Raw genomic sequence first — 16,808 nt, 5'->3', positions numbered from 1 at the left:
TCCGTTTTACCATGGATCGTAGGTGCCCAGGCTCCAGATATGGCCTTCCGGGTCGCGGCAAGTGAAGCCCCGTCCGCCGTAATCTTCATCCTTGATGTCGAGCACGATTTCGGCGCCGGCTTCGCGCGCGCTGCGGTAGACGGCATCAGCGTCGCTGACGACCAGGTAGCAGTTTTGCGTGTTGGCGCCGCCGACGTCGCCGGGCAGTTTCATCAGGCGGTCATAGTCGCTGTCGAGCGCCGGTGCCACCATGACCATGCCATTGCCAAAGCTCAGTTGCGCATGGGCGACGCCACCGTTGCCGTCAGGCACAATCAATTGTTTTTCAAAGCCGAGCGCCTTGCACAGCCATTCGATGGCGGCGGGCGCGTCGCGGTAGCGCAGGCAGGGAATGGTCGTCGCGGTGGTCGCTTTTGCAGTCGTGGTCATCAGAAAACTCCTATGGCTGAGGGGGAGTAACTTCGATTGTCAATCTTGCGTAGCGTTCCGTCTCAAACCCGTCCATCGGGAGGGCTTTGATGCCCGTCAGTGCCGCGCCCCTTCATAGTGCCATAGAACAATCATTGCACTCTTGCCACGATGCAAATTTTTATTGCGGCGACTGCTGCGAGCCCGGCGTTTTTTCGTCCGCGCCGGTATCGTCGCTGTTGCTGGCCCATTTCAGCAGCATGACGAGGGCAAACAGCATGATGGCCAGCGGCAAGATGGTGATCAGGAACGCCAGGCCCAGGCAGCACGCCAGCAGCATGGGCCAGGGCATGGCGCGCAGGGCGGCCATGCCCTGGCGCGTGTAAGCGCACAGCTCGTTCCAGAAAGCGCTGAAGGAAGTGCTGCCCGGTGCCGCATTGATGTCTTTCATGCCGTTCTCCTGTCGTGTGGGTGCCGCTGCCGTATGCATGCTGGCGATGACTCCACTATAGGCAAAGCCTTGCTGCCGGGCATTGCGTATGCGACGAATGGCAGGATTGGCGGACCGAACGGCGACAGGCAGGGACAAACGGCTACTCAAACACCTTGAGTTTCAGCTGGAAGCTGAGGGCGCCATACAGGCGGTCCTTGTAGGACGGCACGATGGCGATATTCACGCCCACGCGCTGGTATTCATAGCTGATGGTGGGGACCAGGGCCGGGAACCAGCCGCCATCGCGCATCTTCGGATAGCCGCTGAAGCCGCCAACGACGGCGCCGATGCGCAGCGGGCCCACCTTGATGGGCTGGTAGTACACGCCCAGGTAGTTCGAATAGGCACGGTCGCTATTGTAGAAGCGTCCGGCCGTGACCGACGCAACGGTGGAAAAGCGGTATTCGGCGCCCAGGCCCGGATTACTGTCGTTCAGATTCTTGTCGCGCTGAAAGTGATACGAATAAAAGCCCGCGTTGAGCCAGGTTTCGCTCAGCGGCTGGTTATCGATCATGTTCACAACATCGGCGTGCGCGCCGCAGGCATATGCCAGCATCAGTGCGCCTAGGGACAATCGTTTCATGCGTGCTTCATCCTTATGATTTCGTACTCTGTGGGCTGGCCTGGTCTGGCGCTGCCGCGATCGTATCACCAAGTTGTCTGCGCTTCTAAGCAATATTGAAAGTGCAGAACAGACGGCTGTTCTCCCGTCTGTTCAAGGCGTCATCCGGATGGCCTGGGCGTGCTCCGGGCAGCGACGGGGGAATAATTCTCATTGTGCAACTATGTTTTCATAATTATTACAAAATTTGTTGATTTACGACATCTCAAATCAGATAGATATGATATTCTGGCGTCAAGTTAATTTTCTTTTTGGAAATAAAATGCCAAGCATGCCTAAATTGCCACTCCTTCTCGTTCTGTCGACCGTGTTTGCCGCCGGTACCGCGCAAGCCGGTGTTGTCGATCTGGGTATCGGTGGCGCCAATTTGTATTCCCTGAGCAATTTCAGCGCGTCCGGCAGCGATGTCGAAGGCGGCGTGCTGGTCGCCGGTAACCTGTCGGCGTCGAGCTATTCGATCAATGACAAGAACAAGGACGCTTACGTCACGCACGGCAATACCGGCTATGCGCTGGTCGTTGGCGGCAACCTGAACTACAGCTCCGGCTCGATCAAGAACGGCAACTACTTTGTGGGCGGCAGCACGACGACGAGCAGCGTGGGCCTGAAGACGGCGACCAAGACCACGGCGTCGCCCGTATCGTTTGCCGCCACCTCGGCCCAGTTGAAAAACACCTCGACCTCGCTGGCGAAAGTGGCGTCGACGGGCAGCAGTTCCATGGCTTACGGCGGCATGACCCTGAAGGGCGGCTCGGGCAGCGTGCAAGTGTTCGACCTGACTTCCGCGGCGCTGGGCTCGGTGAGCAACTTCAAGTTCAGCAACCTGCACACGAACGACACGCTGATCCTCAATATCAGTGGCACGAATGTGAACCTGTCCGGCGGCTACGGCGATTTCAGCAAATACAATGTGCTGTACAACTTCTATGAAGCGCAAACCATCACCTTGAACGGCGTGGGCCTGTACGGCAGCATTCTGGCGCCGCTGGCGACCCTGGCCGGTGGCAATGGCCAGATCAACGGCAACGTGGTGGTGGGTAACTGGGCCTCGAACATCCAGGTCAACGCCAACCATTATTTCAACGCCACCAACGTGGCCGGTTATGTCTCGGCCGTGCCGGAACCGGAAACCTATGCGATGCTGCTGGCCGGCCTGGGCCTGGTTGGCTTCATGGCGCGCCGCCGCAAGGGCAAGACGGCAGCGTAAGCGTTCGCGCTGTTCAGGAAACCGCCTTTCAAGGCGGTTTTTTTTCGGCTGTTGTTGGCATGGACACCGCCGCCTGCACCATGTGCGCGATGAGGATTTCGGCATCCTCGTAATCCTTGCGCGTGAGTTGCTTGCGTTCCAGCACCAGCGCCATCTGCGCCGAAAAATCCGCATACGATTGCGTCATGGCCCAGATGGCGAACATCAGGTGCGTGGCGTTGACGGGCGCGATCCTGCCGGCGGCGATCCAGGCTTCGAAGACGGCGATATCCTTGCGCAGCAGGGGCACGACCCGGTCGCGTATCTGCGCGCCGTACAGGGGAGCGCCATTGATCACTTCCAGCGCATACACGCGCGAGGCCCATGGCTGTTCGCGCGAAAAGCGCAGCTTGGCGCCGATGTACGCACGCAGCACGTCGCGCGGCTCGTCGTGTTCATTGGCCAGTGATTCCATGCGCGCCAGCCAGTCGTCGAGCACGTCGTCGAGTACGCGCTGGTACAGCAGCTGCTTGGACGGGAAGTAATACATCAGGTTTTGCTTCGACAGGCCGGCCCGTTCGGCGATGCTGGCGATCGATGCGCCCTCATAGCCGCTTTCCGCGAAGGCGCGCACGGCCTGTTCCAGAATGTCCGCTTCCAGGCGGTCGCGGTTTTGCAGGCGCCGGCCGCCAGCATTTTTCACGGGAAGGGCAGGGGATTTGTCGCTGGCCATGGCGGATTCTTTAGCGTGGGCGTATCGATTGCAGGAACGCTTGCAGCACGGGGGTATCGGTGTAGGCCACGTTGAAGCGGAACCACACCGTCTCGGGCGCGCGCAGCATGAAAAATTCGTTCGGCGACAGCAGGATGCCCGCCTTCAAGGCCATGTCGGCGATGATCTTGCCATTCCATTCCGGCGTCTGCAGGTCAGGCCAGCCGGCGCTGACGAACATGCCGCCGCGGGGCCGGGCCACGGGAGCCATGCCCGCCTGCGCCAGGCAGTCGATGCTGCGCTCGCGGGCTGCATCGAGCTGCGCCACCAGGCGCTCGACCATGCGCTTGTAGGGCCGCGCGGAGATGGCGTGGTAGACGGCGCGCTCGTTGATTTCCGACGTCGTCAGTCCCGCCAGCATTTTCACGCGCACCAGTTCGGCCACCAGCGGCGGCGAGGCGCAAATCGACCCCACGCGCAGCACGGGCGACAGGGTCTTGGAAAAGCTGCCCACGCGGATCACGCGGCGCAGGCCGTCCATGGCCGCCAGCGATGCTTCGCCGCGCGCCGCCAGTTCGCGGTAGATATCGTCTTCCACCAGCCAGAAATCGAATTGCTCGGCCAGCGCCAGCAGGCGGTGCGTTTGCGCCTGGCTGAGCGAGGTGCCGAGCGGATTTTGCAGCACCGTGTTGACGAACATCAGCTTCGGCTGCGTGCGCGCGGCTTCAACGGCCAGCGCATCGAGGTCGAGGCCCGCCTCGCCGCGCGCTATGCCGACGGGGATGCAGCCGTGGTGGCGGATCAGCGACTGCAGATTGCTGTAGCCGGGGTCTTCCACCAGCACCGTATCGCCCGGCTTGGTCAGGCTGCGCAGGATCAAGTCAAAAGCGTGCGTGGCGCCATGCGTCAGCAAGAGCTGGTCCGGCTCCACCTGGAACAGCTCTTCCGAAAGGCTGCTTGCCAGGTGCTGGCGCAGCGAGGGAAAGCCCAGCGGGTGGCCATAGCCGCGCAGCCGGCTGGCGGGAATGCGCATGGCCTGGCGCACGGCATCGAGCACGGTCGCTTCGCCATACATTTCGGGCGGCAGCCAGCCCGCGCCCACGGGCAGGGCATCGGACACGCCCGAATACAGATCCGGCGTGAGGGCGTCGATGGCGGTGGGGCTCGCAAGGGTGTTGGCAATGAGGGCCGCCTGCGTCGAGGCGGCGATATCGTGGCGCGCAACGAAATAGCCGGAACCGCGGCGCGACGACAGCAGACCGAGGTTGACCAGGCGGTCATACGATTCGACGACGGTAAAGGTCGACACGCCGTTGCAGCGGGCGAACTGGCGCACGGACGGCATCCGCGTGCCGATGCGCAAGGCACGGCTGCCCACCATGACGCTGATGGCGATGACGATCTGCTCGACCAGGCCGCCCTTCTTCTGGCGGTCGATGTCCAGCACGGGCCAGCCACTGGCTTGCTCGGGGGCATCGTCTGTGCTGTCACTGTGCTTCACGGTGGCTCCTTATGCGGCCTTGCACAAAACTGTATTGGTTTTTCGACCTGTACGGTTGGGGGACTTTGCCGTTTGTGTATCTGTGCCATTGGGGATGGCCTGTCTATTATTACATCAGCTTTTTGCCAACTGGTAAATTATTTTACGCTTCGTCAAAAACGATCCTGGCCCCGCGCCAGCCCATCCCAAGGAGAAGGTCATGAACGAAACAAGGCCGGAATCGATGTCGGCATTCTGGATGCCGTTTACGAATAACCGCGATTTCAAAGCCAACCCGCGCTTGCTGGTGTCGGCCGAAGGCATGTATTACAAGGACGTCGATGGCAACGCCATCCTCGATGGCACGGCCGGCCTGTGGTGCGTGCCGTGCGGCCATGCGCAGCCGAAAATCGTCGGCGCCATCCGCGAGATGGTGGGCCAGCTGGACTTCGCGCCCACCTTCCAGATGGGCCATCCGGCCGCCTTCGACCTGGCGGAAAAACTGATGGACTACACGGGGCATAAATTTGGCCACGTCTTCTACACCAACTCCGGTTCCGAAGCCGTCGACACGGCGCTGAAGATTGCGCTGGCCTACCACCGGGCGCGCGGCGAGGGCGCACGCACGCGCCTGATCGGCCGCGAACGCGGTTATCACGGCGTGGGCTTCGGCGGCATTTCCGTGGGCGGCATAGGCGGCAACCGCAAGACATTCGGCCCACTGCTGCCCGGCGTGGACCACCTGCCGCACACGCATAACCTGGACAAGAACGCCTATACGGTGGGCGAGCCTGAATACGGCACCCACCTGGCCGATGAACTCGAACGCATCGTCGCCCTGCATGACGCCTCGACGATTGCGGCCGTCATCGTCGAACCGGTGGCAGGTTCCACGGGCGTGCTGATCCCGCCGAAAGGCTATCTGAAACGCTTGCGCGAACTGTGCACCAAGCACGGCATCCTGCTGATCTTCGATGAAGTGATCACGGGGTTCGGCCGCATGACGACGCCGTTCGCCGCCGATTATTTCGATGTCGAGCCGGACCTGATGACGACGGCCAAGGGCCTGACCAACGGCATGGTGCCGATGGGTGCCGTCTTCAGCAAAAAGTATATCCACGACGCCTTCATGGACGCGCCGGCCGGCATCGAACTGTTCCACGGTTATACCTATTCCGGCCACCCGCTGGCCTGCGCCGCCTCGCTGGCGACCCTGCAAGTGTTCGAGGAACAGGACATCCTGGGCCACGCGAAAAACATGCAGGCATATTGGAGCGACGCCGTGCATTCCCTGAAAGGCTTGCCGCATGTGATCGACCTGCGCAGCATCGGCCTGATCGCCGGCATCGAACTCGATCCCATCGCCGGCAAACCGGGCGCGCGCGCCTTCAACGCCTTCAAGCAGGCATTCGCGGACGGCGTGCTGATACGCACGACAGGCGACATCATCGCCTTGTCGCCGCCGCTGGTGCTGGAAAAGCAGCATGTCGACGAGCTGTTCGGCAAGCTGGCCAAGGTGCTGAAGAACCTTGATTAAGCCCCGGGTCAGACCCGCCGGGTCTGACCCCAGAATTTGCCCTTGGGGTAAAGAGAGGAAATAACGTGAACCACATTAACACACAGCTCGACACCATCACCCACTACATCAACGGCGCCAAAGTCGACACCCAGAGTGGCCGCTACGGCGACGTCTACAACCCCGCGTTGGGCGTACCCGTCGCCCGTGTCGCGCTGGGCACCGTGGAAGACGTGGACTCTGCCGTGCAGGCGGCCGCCGCCGCCTTTCCTTCCTGGTCGGCCACGCCACCGCTGACGCGCGCGCGCGTGCTGTTTCGCTACCTGCAGCTATGCCAGCAGCACACGGACGAATTTGCCGCCATGCTCACGCGCGAGCATGGCAAGACCTTTGCCGATGCCCAGGGTGAAGTGGCGCGCGGCATCGAGATGGTGGAATTTGCCGTCGGTATCCCGCAATTGTTAAAGGGCGAATTCACGGACCAGATTTCGCGCGGCATCGATGCCTGGTCCATGCGCCAGGCGCTCGGTGTGGTGGCCGGCATCACGCCATTCAATTTTCCCGTGATGGTGCCGATGTGGATGTTCCCCGTCGCTATCGCCTGCGGCAATACCTTCGTCCTGAAACCGTCCGAACGCGATCCGTCGGCCTCCCTGCTGCACGCGAAATTGCTCAAGGATGCAGGCTTGCCAGACGGCGTCTTCAACGTGGTGCAGGGCGATAAAGTCACAGTTGATGCCCTGCTCGACCATCCCGTGGTGCAGGCGATCAGCTTCGTCGGTTCGACGCCGATCGCCGAATACATCTATGCGCGCGGCAGCGCCAGCGGCAAGCGCGTGCAGGCGCTGGGTGGCGCGAAGAACCACATGGTGGTGATGCCCGACGCGGACATGGACATGACGGTCGACGCGCTGATCGGCGCGGCCTACGGTTCGGCGGGAGAGCGCTGCATGGCCATCTCCGTGGTGGTGGCCGTGGGCGACGCGGGCGACAAGTTGATCGACGCACTGGCAACGCGCACGGCCGCACTGAAAGTGCGCGACGGCATGGCCGATGGTGCGGAAATGGGACCGGTCGTGTCGCTGGCCGCCAAGCAGCGCATCGAAAAACTCATCGCCTCGGGCGTGGAGCAGGGCGCGACTTTAGTGGTCGATGGCCGCAACCACGTGGTGGCGGGCCGCGAGAACGGCTTTTTTGTCGGCGGCACTTTATTTGACCACGTCACGCGCGACATGAGCATCTACAAGGAAGAGATTTTCGGTCCCGTGCTGTGCGTGCTCCGGTGTCCTGACGTGGTGCATGCGGTGGAGCTGATCAACGCCAACGAGTATGGCAACGGCGTGGCCATCTACACGCGCGACGGCGGCGTGGCGCGCGAATTCGTGCGCCAGATCCAGGTCGGCATGGTGGGCGTCAACATCCCCTTGCCCGTGCCGATGGCCTTCAACAGCTTTGGCGGCTGGAAGCGCAGCATGTTCGGCGATCACCACGCGTATGGTCCCGAAGGCGTGCGTTTCTACACGCGCCACAAGGCCGTGATGCAGCGCTGGCCGAACACTGCAAGCGCAGGCGTGGAATTTGCTTTTCCCCAGATGAAGTGACGGTTTAAAACTAAAAATCCACCGCAGGCTCAAAGAAGGAAAACGCGATGATCGAGTCCCTCAACTATTTGCCGCATCCCGCCCTGCCCAACGCCGAATTGGCGGGCCATTTCACGGACCTGGCGCCGCCCCTGACGGCGCGCCAGGCGGCCATCGAAAGCGCCCGCTGCCTGTATTGCTACGATGCGCCGTGCAGCCGTATCTGTCCGTCGGAAATCGACGTGGCCAGCTTCATCCGCAACATCCACGACAAGAACATCAACGGCGCCGCCGCCGGCATCCTGAAGCAGAACATCCTGGGCGGCAGTTGCGCCCGCGTCTGCCCGACGGAAATCCTGTGCGAAGACGTCTGCGTGCGCAACCACGACGCCGAAGGCCAGCCCGTCAAGATAGGCCTCTTGCAGCGCTACGCCGTCGACCACATGCATTTTGCACAGCACCCGTTCAAGCGGGCGGCCCCCACCGGCAAGACGATAGCCATCGTCGGCGCGGGACCGGCGGGCCTGTCGTGCGCGCACCGCCTGGCCATGTTGGGCCACGACGTGGTGATCTTTGAAAAGGAAGGCAAAGCAGGCGGCCTGAATGAATACGGCATCGCCAAGTACAAGCTGACGGACGACTTCGCACAAAAGGAAATCGACTTCCTGCTCGATATCGGCGGCATTGAAATCCGATGTCGCCAGGCGCTGGGCGAGAATCTGCAGCTGCGCGACCTGCACGCGCAGTACGACGCCGTGTTCCTCGGCCTGGGCCTTGGCGCCAGCCGCAAGCTGGGCCTGACGGGCGAGGAGGCGCCGGGCTTGCTGGCCGCCGTCGACTATATCAGCGCGCTGCGCCAGGCGGACGACCTGGCCGCACTGCCCGTGCCGAAACGGGCCATCGTGATTGGCGCCGGCAATACGGCCATCGACATGGCCGTGCAGATCCAACGCCTGGGCGCCGAGGAAGTCACCCTCGTGTACCGGCGCGGCTTCGACGCCATGACGGCCACCCACCATGAACAGGAGATCGCCAAGGCGAACCAGGTGCGCATGCTGACGTGGGCCCAGCCGCAGCAGGTGCTGCTCGATAGCGAGGGCAAGGTGGCGGGCATGCGTTTCGAGAAGACGCGCATGCAGGGCACGCGTTTGGCGGGGACGGGCGAAACGTTCGACGTGGCGGCCGACGCCATCTTCAAGGCCATCGGCCAGAGCCTGGACACCGACGTGCTGCACGACCCGATGGCGTCACTGCTGAAACGCGAAGGCGACAAGATCGCCGTCGATGCAGGCTTTCGCACGGTCCTGCCGGGGATCTACGCGGGCGGCGACTGCGTGGCGCCGGGGCAGGACTTGACGGTGCAAGCCGTCCAGCATGGCAAGCTGGCCGCACTGGCCATCCATTCCGATTTGTTGAATAAAGTGGAGGCTGCATAATGGCTGATCTCAGCATCGAATTTTGCGGCATCAAGGCGCCGAATCCCTTCTGGCTGGCGTCCGCACCGCCGACCGACAAGGCCTACAACGTGGTGCGCGCCTTCGAGGCGGGGTGGGGCGGCGTCGTGTGGAAAACCCTGGGCGAAGACCCGGCCGCCGTGAACGTCTCGTCGCGCTATTCCGCCCTGTACGGCAAGAACCGCGAAGTGGTGGGCTTCAATAACATTGAACTCATTACCGACCGCTCGCTGGAGATCAACCTGCGCGAAATCACGCAGGTGAAAAAAGACTGGCCCGACCGCGCCATGATCGTCTCCCTGATGCTGCCGTGCGAAGAGCACTACTGGGCCGACATTCTGCCGAAGGTCGAGGCGACGGGGGCGGACGGCATCGAGCTCAATTTCGGCTGCCCACACGGCATGCCGGAACGGGGCATGGGCGCGGCCGTGGGCCAGGTGCCCGAGTACGTGCAGATGGTCACCGCCTGGTGCAAGAAACACAGCAAACTGCCCGTCATCGTCAAGCTCACGCCCAACATCACGGACGTGCGCATGCCGGCGCGCGCGGCCAAGGCCGGCGGCGCGGACGCCGTCTCGCTGATCAACACCATCAACTCGATCACTTCGCTGGACCTGGACCGCATGGTGGCCCTGCCCATCGTGGGCGGCGCCAGCACGCACGGCGGCTATTGCGGCTCTGCCGTCAAACCGATCGCGCTGAACATGGTGGCGGAAATCGCCCGCGATCCGCAGACGCGCGGCTTGCCCATTTCCGGCATCGGCGGCATCGGCAACTGGCGCGACGCGGCCGAATTCATCGCCCTGGGCGCAGGCTGCGTACAGGTGTGCACGGCCGCCATGCTGCACGGTTTTCGCATCGTCGACGAGATGAAGGATGGCCTGTCGCGCTGGATGGACGAGAAGGGCTATGAGCGCATCAGCGACTTTTCCGGAAAGGCCGTGGCCAACACGACGGACTGGAAATACCTGGACATGAATTACCAGGTGATCGCGCAGATCAACCAGGACGACTGCATCAAATGCGGCAAGTGCTACGTGGCCTGCGAAGACACCTCGCACCAGTCGATTGCGCAACTGATCGACGCCGCCGGCACGCGCACGTATGAGGTGATCAAGGAGGAATGCGTGGGCTGCAACCTGTGCGAAATCACCTGTCCGGTGCAGGGCTGCATCACGATGGTGCCGCAGTCCACGGGCAAGCCGTACATGAACTGGACGCAGGATCCGCGCAATCCTCGGGCATTGGCGGAGACGGCATAGGGCACGCATCAAGGCATGTATCTTGCGTGTGTTTATTTTGTAAACAGCGGCTGGCCTTTGCGGTAAGCTAGATTGACTTAAAAGTCGAGCCGTTTCTATAAAACCGATCCCCTCCCAACCGATGGAGCATACCTGTGAACCACGACTATTCAGGCAACACGCAACTCTGGAATGAAGACCTGGCGCCCACCACGGCGGCGCAGCGCACCTGGCGCTGGTATCACTTCGCCGCGCTGTGGGTCGGCATGGTCATGTGCATTCCCGCCTACACCCTGTCGGCCAGCCTGATCGACAGCGGCATGTCCGGTTATCAGGCCGTGCTCACGGTCTTTCTCGCCAACGCCATCGTGCTCCTGCCGATGCTGCTGATCGGCCATGCGGGCACCAAGTACGGCATCCCGTATGCCGTGCTGGCGCGCGCCTCGTTCGGCACCATGGGCGCGCGCCTGCCGGCGCTGATGCGCGCCATCGTCGCCTGCGGCTGGTACGGCATCCAGACCTGGTTCGGCGGGCAGATGATCTACACCCTGATGGGCGTGCTGGTGGGCCATGAGCTGGGCGGCGAGAAGATCGCGGGTCTGGGCATCAACGGCAGCCAGTTGCTGTGCTTCCTGGCTTTCTGGGCCATCCAGTTCTATTACATCCTGCACGGCATGGACTCGATCCGCAAACTCGAAACCTATACGGCGCCCTTGAAAATCCTCATCTGCTTCGTGCTGCTGTATTGGGTGCACAGCAAGGCAGGCGGCGTGGGCAGCCTGCTGGACCAGCCATCGCAATTCATCCCCGGCGGCAAAAAGGCGGGCCAGTTCTGGAGCGTCTTCTGGCCATCGCTGACGGCCATGGTGGGTTTCTGGGCCACCCTGGCATTGAACATTCCCGACTTCACGCGCTTCGCCAAGACGCAGCGCGACCAGGTGATCGGCCAGTCGATCGGCCTGCCCGTGCCGATGGGATTGCTGGCCATGCTGGCCGTGATCGTCACTGCCGGCTCCGTGGTCATGTACGGCAAGGCCATCTGGGACCCGGTCGACCTGGCCAGCCGCATGACGGGCGCCGCCGTGCTGATCGCGCTGATCATCCTCTTGATCGATACGGTCAGCGTCAACCTGGCGGCCAACCTGGTGGGCCCGGCGTACGATTTTTCCGCGCTGGCGCCGAAGCAGATTTCGTACAAGATGGGCGGCTACATCACGGCCTTTATCGCCATCGTCATGATGCCGTGGAAGGTGCTCGAGTCGACGCAGGGCTACATCTTCACGTGGCTGATCGGCTACTCGGCCCTGCTGGGCCCCATCGCCGGCATCCTCATCGTCGACTATTACTTCGTGCGCAAGACGCAGCTCGACGTCAGGCAGCTGTACCGCGACGACGGCATCTACTCGTATGGCAATGGCTGGAACGTAGCTGCGCTGATCGCCTTTGTCATCGCCGTGCTGCCGAACATCCCGGGCTTCTTGAACGCGGCCTTTCCCACGGCGTTTCCCGGCGTGGCCGAAGGCTTCAAGACCATCTATACCTACGCCTGGTTCGTGGGCGTGGCCATTGCCGCCGTCGTTTACGGCGCCATGATGAAGGGCAAGGCCGTGGCGCACGTGCAGCAGGCGCCGCAGTCGTAATCACCAAGGAGACAAGATGACTACACTGATACGTGGCGGTACCGTCGTCAACGCTGACCGCGCATTTCGCGCCGATGTGCTGATCGAAGGCGACACGATCGCCGCCGTCGGCGAGAACCTGTTGGCCCCCGCTGGCGCCACGGTGATCGACGCGGGCGGCCTGTACGTGATGCCGGGCGGGATCGATACGCACACGCACATGAATTTACCCTTCATGGGCACCGTGACGTCCGACGATTTTTTCACCGGCACGGCGGCGGGACTGGCGGGCGGCACCACCACCATCATGGACTTCGTCATTCCCGCGCCGAAGCAATCCTTGATCGAGGCGTATCACCAGTGGCGCGCATGGTCGGCCAAGGCGGCCGGCGACTACACCTTCCACGTGGCGATCACCTGGTGGAGCGAGCAGGTACATGAAGAGATGGGAGTGCTGGTGCGCGAGCATGGCGTGAACAGCTTCAAGCATTTCATGGCCTACAAGAACGCCATCATGGCCGACGATGAAACCCTGGTGAAAAGCTTTTCCCGTTCGCTGGAGCTGGGGGCATTGCCCACCGTGCATGCGGAAAATGGCGAACTGGTTTTTCAATTGCAGCAAGCCTTGCTGAAAAAGGGGATTGCCGGACCGCAGGCGCACCCGCTGTCACGCCCGCCGGCCGTGGAAGCGGAGGCTGCCAATCGCGCCATTGCGATTGCCAACGTACTCAATACCCCCGTGTACATCGTGCACGTCTCGTGCGCCGAGTCGCTCGATGCCATCACGCGGGCGCGCGCGAACGGCCAGCGCGTGTATGGCGAAGCGCTGGCGGGCCACCTGGTGATCGACGACAGCGTCTACCAGAGCGATGATTTCGATTATGTGGCTGGCCACGTCATGAGCCCGCCGTTTCGCGGCAAGCACCATCAGGCGGCCCTGTGGCACGGTCTGCAAAGCGGCAACCTGCACACGACGGCCACCGACCACTGCACCTTTTGCGCCGAGCAGAAGGCGGCCGGCAAGGACGACTTCACGCGCATTCCGAACGGCTGCGGCGGCGTCGAGGAACGCATGGCCGTGGTGTGGGATGCGGGCGTCAATTCGGGCATGCTGACGCCGTCCGAATTCGTCAAGGTCAGTTCCACCAATGCGGCGCAGATCTTCAATATGTATCCGCGCAAGGGCGTCATCGCCGCAGGCAGCGATGCCGACATCGTGCTGTGGGACCCGCAGGGCACGCGCACCATTTCCGCCGCCACGCAGTTTGCCAAAGGAGGCTTCAATGTCTTCGAAGGGCGCACCGTGCGCGGCATCCCCAGTACCACGATTGCCGCCGGCAAGGTGGTGTTCCACAAAGGTGAATTGATGGCCGTCGAAGGGGCGGGGCGCTATGTCGAACGGCCCGCGTTTTCCGCCACCACCGCATAAGGAGTTGACGATGGATGCATTGCGTATCAATGGCGAACGATTGTGGGCGGCCCTGATGGAACTGGCGCAGATCGGCGCGACAGTGAAGGGCGGCGTCAAGCGCCTGGCCCTGACGGACCTGGACAAGCAGGGGCGCGACCTGGTGGTGCGCTGGGGCACGGAGGCAGGCATGCGCATCACGATCGACCAGATCGGTAATGTCTTCATGCGCCGCGACGGCACGGACAACACCCTGCCGCCCGTGATGACGGGCAGCCATATCGATACGCAGCCCACGGGCGGCAAGTTCGATGGCAATTACGGCGTGCTGGCCGGCCTGGAAGTGGTGCGCACCCTGAACGATTTACAGATCAAGACGCGGGCGCCCATCGAAGTGGCCTTCTGGACCAACGAGGAAGGCTCGCGCTTCGTTCCCGTGATGATGGGTTCCGGCGTGTTTTGCGGCGCCTTTTCGCTCGAAACCGCCTACGCCGCGAAAGACACGGAAGGGAAAACGGTGGGCGAGGAGCTGGCGCGCATCGGCTATCGTGGAGACCAGGTGCCGGGCGACCATCCGATCGGCGCCTACTTTGAAACGCATATCGAACAGGGGCCCGTGCTGGAAGACGCGGACAAGGTGATCGGCGTGGTGCCGGCCGTGATGGGGCTGTCCTGGTACGACTGCGTGGTGACGGGCATGGAAGCGCATGCGGGCCCTACGCCCATGGGCTTGCGCAAGGATGCGCTGCAGGTGGCCACCAGCATCATGCAGGAGGTGGTGGCCATCGCCAACCGCTATCCGCCGTATGGCCGCGGCACGGTGGGCATGGTGCAGGTCTTCCCGAACAGCCGCAACGTGATCCCAGGTGAAGTCAAATTCAGCATCGACCTGCGCAACGTGAACGATGAACTGCTCGACACCATGCATGGTGAAATCACGGCCTTTATCGACGCCACGCGCACCGGCACGGGACTGGATATATCTCTTGAACGGGTTTCCTATTACCCGCCATGCCCGTTCCACCCCGATTGCGTGGGCGCCGTGCGCAACGCCACGGCAAAGCTGGGCTACTCCGTGATGGACGTGGTGTCAGGCGCCGGTCACGACGCCATCTACGCGGCCCGTCTGGCGCCGGCCGGCATGATCTTCGTGCCATGCAAGGACGGCATCAGCCACAATGAAATCGAGGACGCCAAGCCCGAGCACCTGGAAGCAGGCTGCAACGTGCTGCTGCACGCGATGCTGGAGCGGGCCGTGGCCGTGTAAGCTCAGGGCTTGGGCTGGAAGCCGCGCAAAAACGCCAGCAGCGCGCGTGCCGCGATGTCGGCGTCGTCCGCCGTCATGGTTTCCAGCGGATTGTGGCTGATGCCGCCATTGCCGCAGCGGGTAAACAGCATGGCCACGTCGGTGATGGCGGCCATGGCCATGGCGTCGTGGCCGGCGCCCGACAGCAGCGCAAACGGTTCGATGCCCACGGATTCCACGGCCTGCGCCAGCTGCGCCATCAGCCATGGCGCGCATGGTGCCGCACGCGCCGACAGCAGCAGCTCCAGTTGGTAGTCGATCTGGCGCCGCGCGCAGATGGCGGCGATGCCATCGAGGATATCGTCGACCGCCGCCTGGCGCACAGCGTCGCTGGCGGCGCGGATATCGAGCGACAGGGTGCAGGCGCCGGCGATCACGTTGACGGAGCCATTGGGCACGTGCAGCTGTCCCACGGTGCCTACCAGCGCTTCGCCCTGGTTGCAGCGCTGCTCCACCAGCAGGATGATTTCGGCCGCGGCGCTGGCCGCATCCTTGCGCATGTTCATGGGCGTGGTGCCCGCATGGCTGGCCACGCCGCCAAGATTGACCAGATAGCGCGAGCTGCCGGCGATCGCCGTGACGATCCCCAGCGGCAGGTCGCGCTCCAGCAGCACGGGCCCCTGTTCGATATGCACTTCCACATAGCCGAGCAAGTCGGCGGGATCGCGCGCGATGGCGCCGATGGCTGCCGCTTCATGGCCGGCGGCGGCCAACGCATCGCGCATGCTCACGCCGTCCGCGTCAACCTGTTCCAGCAGCGATACGTCGAACTTGCCCGTGATGGCCGTGCTGCCCAAAAACGTGCTCTTGAAGCGCACGCCTTCCTCCTCGGCGAAGCCGACGATCTCGAGGTGGAAGGGCAGCTTTTCACCCCGTTCATGCAGATGGCGCACGACGGCGATCGGCAGCACGATACCCAGGCGGCCATCGTATTTGCCGCCGTTGCGCACCGTGTCGTAATGCGATCCCGTCATCAGCGTCTTTGCGCCTGGCGCGTCGGACAGATAATGGCCGACGACATTGCCGACGGCGTCGATGTGCACCTGCATGCCGGCTTCCCGCATCCAGTCGGCCAGCTGCGCGGCCGTTTTTCGGTGCGCCGGAGTCAGGTAGGCACAGGTCAGGTTGTAATCGCTGTCGCTCCAGCCGGCCAGCGTTTCCGCCTGCTGCATGATGGCCGGGCCGAAATCGAGGCGCACGTCGAACAGGTCGTTCAGGCGCAGCTCGGCGATGCGCTTGATCTGCCGCAGCGACTCGGCCAGTTCATCTGCGCGCCGGTTTTTCAGGCGCCGCGCAAACGTGGCGATGATGTCCTGGCGCGTCAAGCCTTCGCCCGTCGGGCCCTTGACGGCCAGGATGAAGGGAAAGCCGAACTTGGCGTTGTACTCACTGTTGAGGCGCTGCAGGGTGGCGAATTCGTCAGGACTGCACAGGTTCAGGCCGGACTTGGCTTGCTCGCGCGTCGATTCCGCCGTCAGCTGCCCGGCGATGGCGGCCTTGCCGGCCAGTTCGGGGTGGGCGCGTATCAGTCCCAGTTGCTCTTCTGGCGAGGCATGCGCCAGCACGCGCTGCAGCTCCGTCTTGAGCGCCGTCAGGCTGGCGAACGGCATGGCCGCCGCCGCCCGCTGGGCGATCCAGGGCGAGTGTTCGTAGATGCCATGCAGGTGGGCGATAAAATCGGCCTGGCTGCCGGCGTTCAGGTCTGAAAGGGTGGTCATGGTTTTCCGATCATGCAAGCGGTGATGATAGCGCCCCGTTCCTGCGTCCATTATATGCGCGCGCT

14 protein-coding genes are annotated in these 16,808 nt (G+C 62.9%); 8 read left to right on the top strand and 6 right to left on the bottom strand.

Features of this window, described 5'->3' with window-relative positions; translation table 11 throughout:
* Window positions 1-6 precede the first annotated feature (6 nt).
* The 3 genes from AC54AF_RS10045 to AC54AF_RS10035 all read right to left on the bottom strand — a co-directional run bounded on the left by AC54AF_RS10045 (window position 7) and on the right by AC54AF_RS10035 (window position 1,484).
* A complete protein-coding gene (locus AC54AF_RS10045) occupies window positions 7-429 on the bottom strand; it encodes a VOC family protein (protein ID WP_496636425.1) in 423 nt (140 codons plus the stop codon).
* 160 nt (window positions 430-589) lie between these two features.
* A complete protein-coding gene (locus AC54AF_RS10040; protein WP_496636424.1) occupies window positions 590-859 on the bottom strand; it encodes a hypothetical protein in 270 nt (89 codons plus the stop codon).
* Between the two features lie 142 nt (window positions 860-1,001).
* Window positions 1,002-1,484, bottom strand: a complete 483-nt coding sequence (locus tag AC54AF_RS10035; RefSeq protein ID WP_496636423.1) for a hypothetical protein — start codon at window positions 1,482-1,484, stop codon at window positions 1,002-1,004.
* 310 nt (window positions 1,485-1,794) lie between these two features.
* Here AC54AF_RS10035 and AC54AF_RS10030 point away from each other — a divergent pair, with 310 nt between their 5' ends.
* Window positions 1,795-2,730 carry a choice-of-anchor A family protein gene (locus AC54AF_RS10030; RefSeq protein ID WP_496636422.1) on the top strand — a complete coding sequence of 312 codons (936 nt, stop codon included), beginning with the start codon at window positions 1,795-1,797 and terminating at the stop codon, window positions 2,728-2,730.
* Between the two features lie 28 nt (window positions 2,731-2,758).
* On the opposite strand, the gene AC54AF_RS10025 is transcribed toward AC54AF_RS10030, so the two are convergent.
* Together AC54AF_RS10025 and AC54AF_RS10020 are read right to left on the bottom strand one after the other, a co-directional pair.
* The gene (locus AC54AF_RS10025) at window positions 2,759-3,442 is read right to left on the bottom strand and encodes a TetR family transcriptional regulator C-terminal domain-containing protein (protein WP_131688635.1); all 684 of its coding nucleotides are present in this window, start codon (window positions 3,440-3,442) and stop codon (window positions 2,759-2,761) included.
* Window positions 3,443-3,452: 10 nt separating this feature from the next.
* On the bottom strand, window positions 3,453-4,922 hold the full coding sequence (locus tag AC54AF_RS10020) for an aminotransferase-like domain-containing protein (RefSeq protein WP_496636421.1): 1,470 nt from the start codon (window positions 4,920-4,922) through the stop codon (window positions 3,453-3,455).
* A gap of 199 nt (window positions 4,923-5,121) precedes the next feature.
* On the opposite strand from AC54AF_RS10020, the gene aptA reads away from it, so the two are divergent.
* The 7 genes from aptA (at window position 5,122) to AC54AF_RS09985 (ending at window position 14,986) form a co-directional block, all read left to right on the top strand.
* The gene (gene aptA / locus AC54AF_RS10015) at window positions 5,122-6,438 is read left to right on the top strand and encodes an omega-aminotransferase AptA (RefSeq protein WP_131688637.1); all 1,317 of its coding nucleotides are present in this window, start codon (window positions 5,122-5,124) and stop codon (window positions 6,436-6,438) included.
* 74 nt (window positions 6,439-6,512) lie between these two features.
* Entirely contained in the window at window positions 6,513-8,018 is a 1,506-nt protein-coding gene (locus AC54AF_RS10010) for a CoA-acylating methylmalonate-semialdehyde dehydrogenase (protein ID WP_496636449.1), read from the top strand.
* A 47-nt stretch (window positions 8,019-8,065) separates the two neighbouring features.
* Complete coding sequence (locus AC54AF_RS10005; protein ID WP_496636420.1) at window positions 8,066-9,433, top strand: NAD(P)-dependent oxidoreductase; 1,368 nt, start codon at window positions 8,066-8,068, stop codon at window positions 9,431-9,433.
* Window positions 9,433-10,713, top strand: coding sequence for an NAD-dependent dihydropyrimidine dehydrogenase subunit PreA (preA, locus tag AC54AF_RS10000; RefSeq protein ID WP_496636419.1), 1,281 nt, complete (start codon window positions 9,433-9,435; stop codon window positions 10,711-10,713). The genes AC54AF_RS10005 and preA overlap by 1 nt, the downstream gene beginning before the upstream one ends.
* A 134-nt stretch (window positions 10,714-10,847) precedes the next feature.
* The gene (locus AC54AF_RS09995) at window positions 10,848-12,332 is read left to right on the top strand and encodes an NCS1 family nucleobase:cation symporter-1 (protein ID WP_496636418.1); all 1,485 of its coding nucleotides are present in this window, start codon (window positions 10,848-10,850) and stop codon (window positions 12,330-12,332) included.
* Window positions 12,333-12,348: 16 nt separating this feature from the next.
* Complete coding sequence (gene hydA, locus AC54AF_RS09990) at window positions 12,349-13,740, top strand: dihydropyrimidinase (RefSeq protein ID WP_496636417.1); 1,392 nt, start codon at window positions 12,349-12,351, stop codon at window positions 13,738-13,740.
* Window positions 13,741-13,750: 10 nt separating this feature from the next.
* On the top strand, window positions 13,751-14,986 hold the full coding sequence (locus AC54AF_RS09985; protein WP_496636416.1) for a Zn-dependent hydrolase: 1,236 nt from the start codon (window positions 13,751-13,753) through the stop codon (window positions 14,984-14,986).
* Between the two features lie 2 nt (window positions 14,987-14,988).
* On the opposite strand, the gene AC54AF_RS09980 is transcribed toward AC54AF_RS09985, so the two are convergent.
* On the bottom strand, window positions 14,989-16,743 hold the full coding sequence (locus AC54AF_RS09980; protein WP_496636415.1) for an allantoate amidohydrolase: 1,755 nt from the start codon (window positions 16,741-16,743) through the stop codon (window positions 14,989-14,991).
* Window positions 16,744-16,808 lie beyond the last annotated feature (65 nt).

The organism is Janthinobacterium sp. JF4 (genome assembly GCF_059617925.1).
Note: the sequence above shows the minus strand (reverse complement) of the source record. Positions and strands in the feature narration are given on the sequence as shown.

What these genes read in the sequence shown, in the direction of transcription:
- AC54AF_RS10025 (WP_131688635.1), bottom strand. Translation starts at nt 3,442, where the DNA reads ATGGCCAGCGACAAATCCCCTGCCCTTCCCGTGAAAAATGCTGGCGGC.
- AC54AF_RS10035 (WP_496636423.1), bottom strand. Translation starts at nt 1,484, where the DNA reads ATGAAACGATTGTCCCTAGGCGCACTGATGCTGGCATATGCCTGCGGC.
- AC54AF_RS09985 (WP_496636416.1), top strand. Translation starts at nt 13,751, where the DNA reads ATGGATGCATTGCGTATCAATGGCGAACGATTGTGGGCGGCCCTGATG.
- AC54AF_RS09980 (WP_496636415.1), bottom strand. Translation starts at nt 16,743, where the DNA reads ATGACCACCCTTTCAGACCTGAACGCCGGCAGCCAGGCCGATTTTATC.
- preA (WP_496636419.1), top strand. Translation starts at nt 9,433, where the DNA reads ATGGCTGATCTCAGCATCGAATTTTGCGGCATCAAGGCGCCGAATCCC.
- AC54AF_RS10005 (WP_496636420.1), top strand. Translation starts at nt 8,066, where the DNA reads ATGATCGAGTCCCTCAACTATTTGCCGCATCCCGCCCTGCCCAACGCC.
- hydA (WP_496636417.1), top strand. Translation starts at nt 12,349, where the DNA reads ATGACTACACTGATACGTGGCGGTACCGTCGTCAACGCTGACCGCGCA.
- aptA (WP_131688637.1), top strand. Translation starts at nt 5,122, where the DNA reads ATGAACGAAACAAGGCCGGAATCGATGTCGGCATTCTGGATGCCGTTT.
- AC54AF_RS10030 (WP_496636422.1), top strand. Translation starts at nt 1,795, where the DNA reads ATGCCTAAATTGCCACTCCTTCTCGTTCTGTCGACCGTGTTTGCCGCC.
- AC54AF_RS10040 (WP_496636424.1), bottom strand. Translation starts at nt 859, where the DNA reads ATGAAAGACATCAATGCGGCACCGGGCAGCACTTCCTTCAGCGCTTTC.
- AC54AF_RS10045 (WP_496636425.1), bottom strand. Translation starts at nt 429, where the DNA reads ATGACCACGACTGCAAAAGCGACCACCGCGACGACCATTCCCTGCCTG.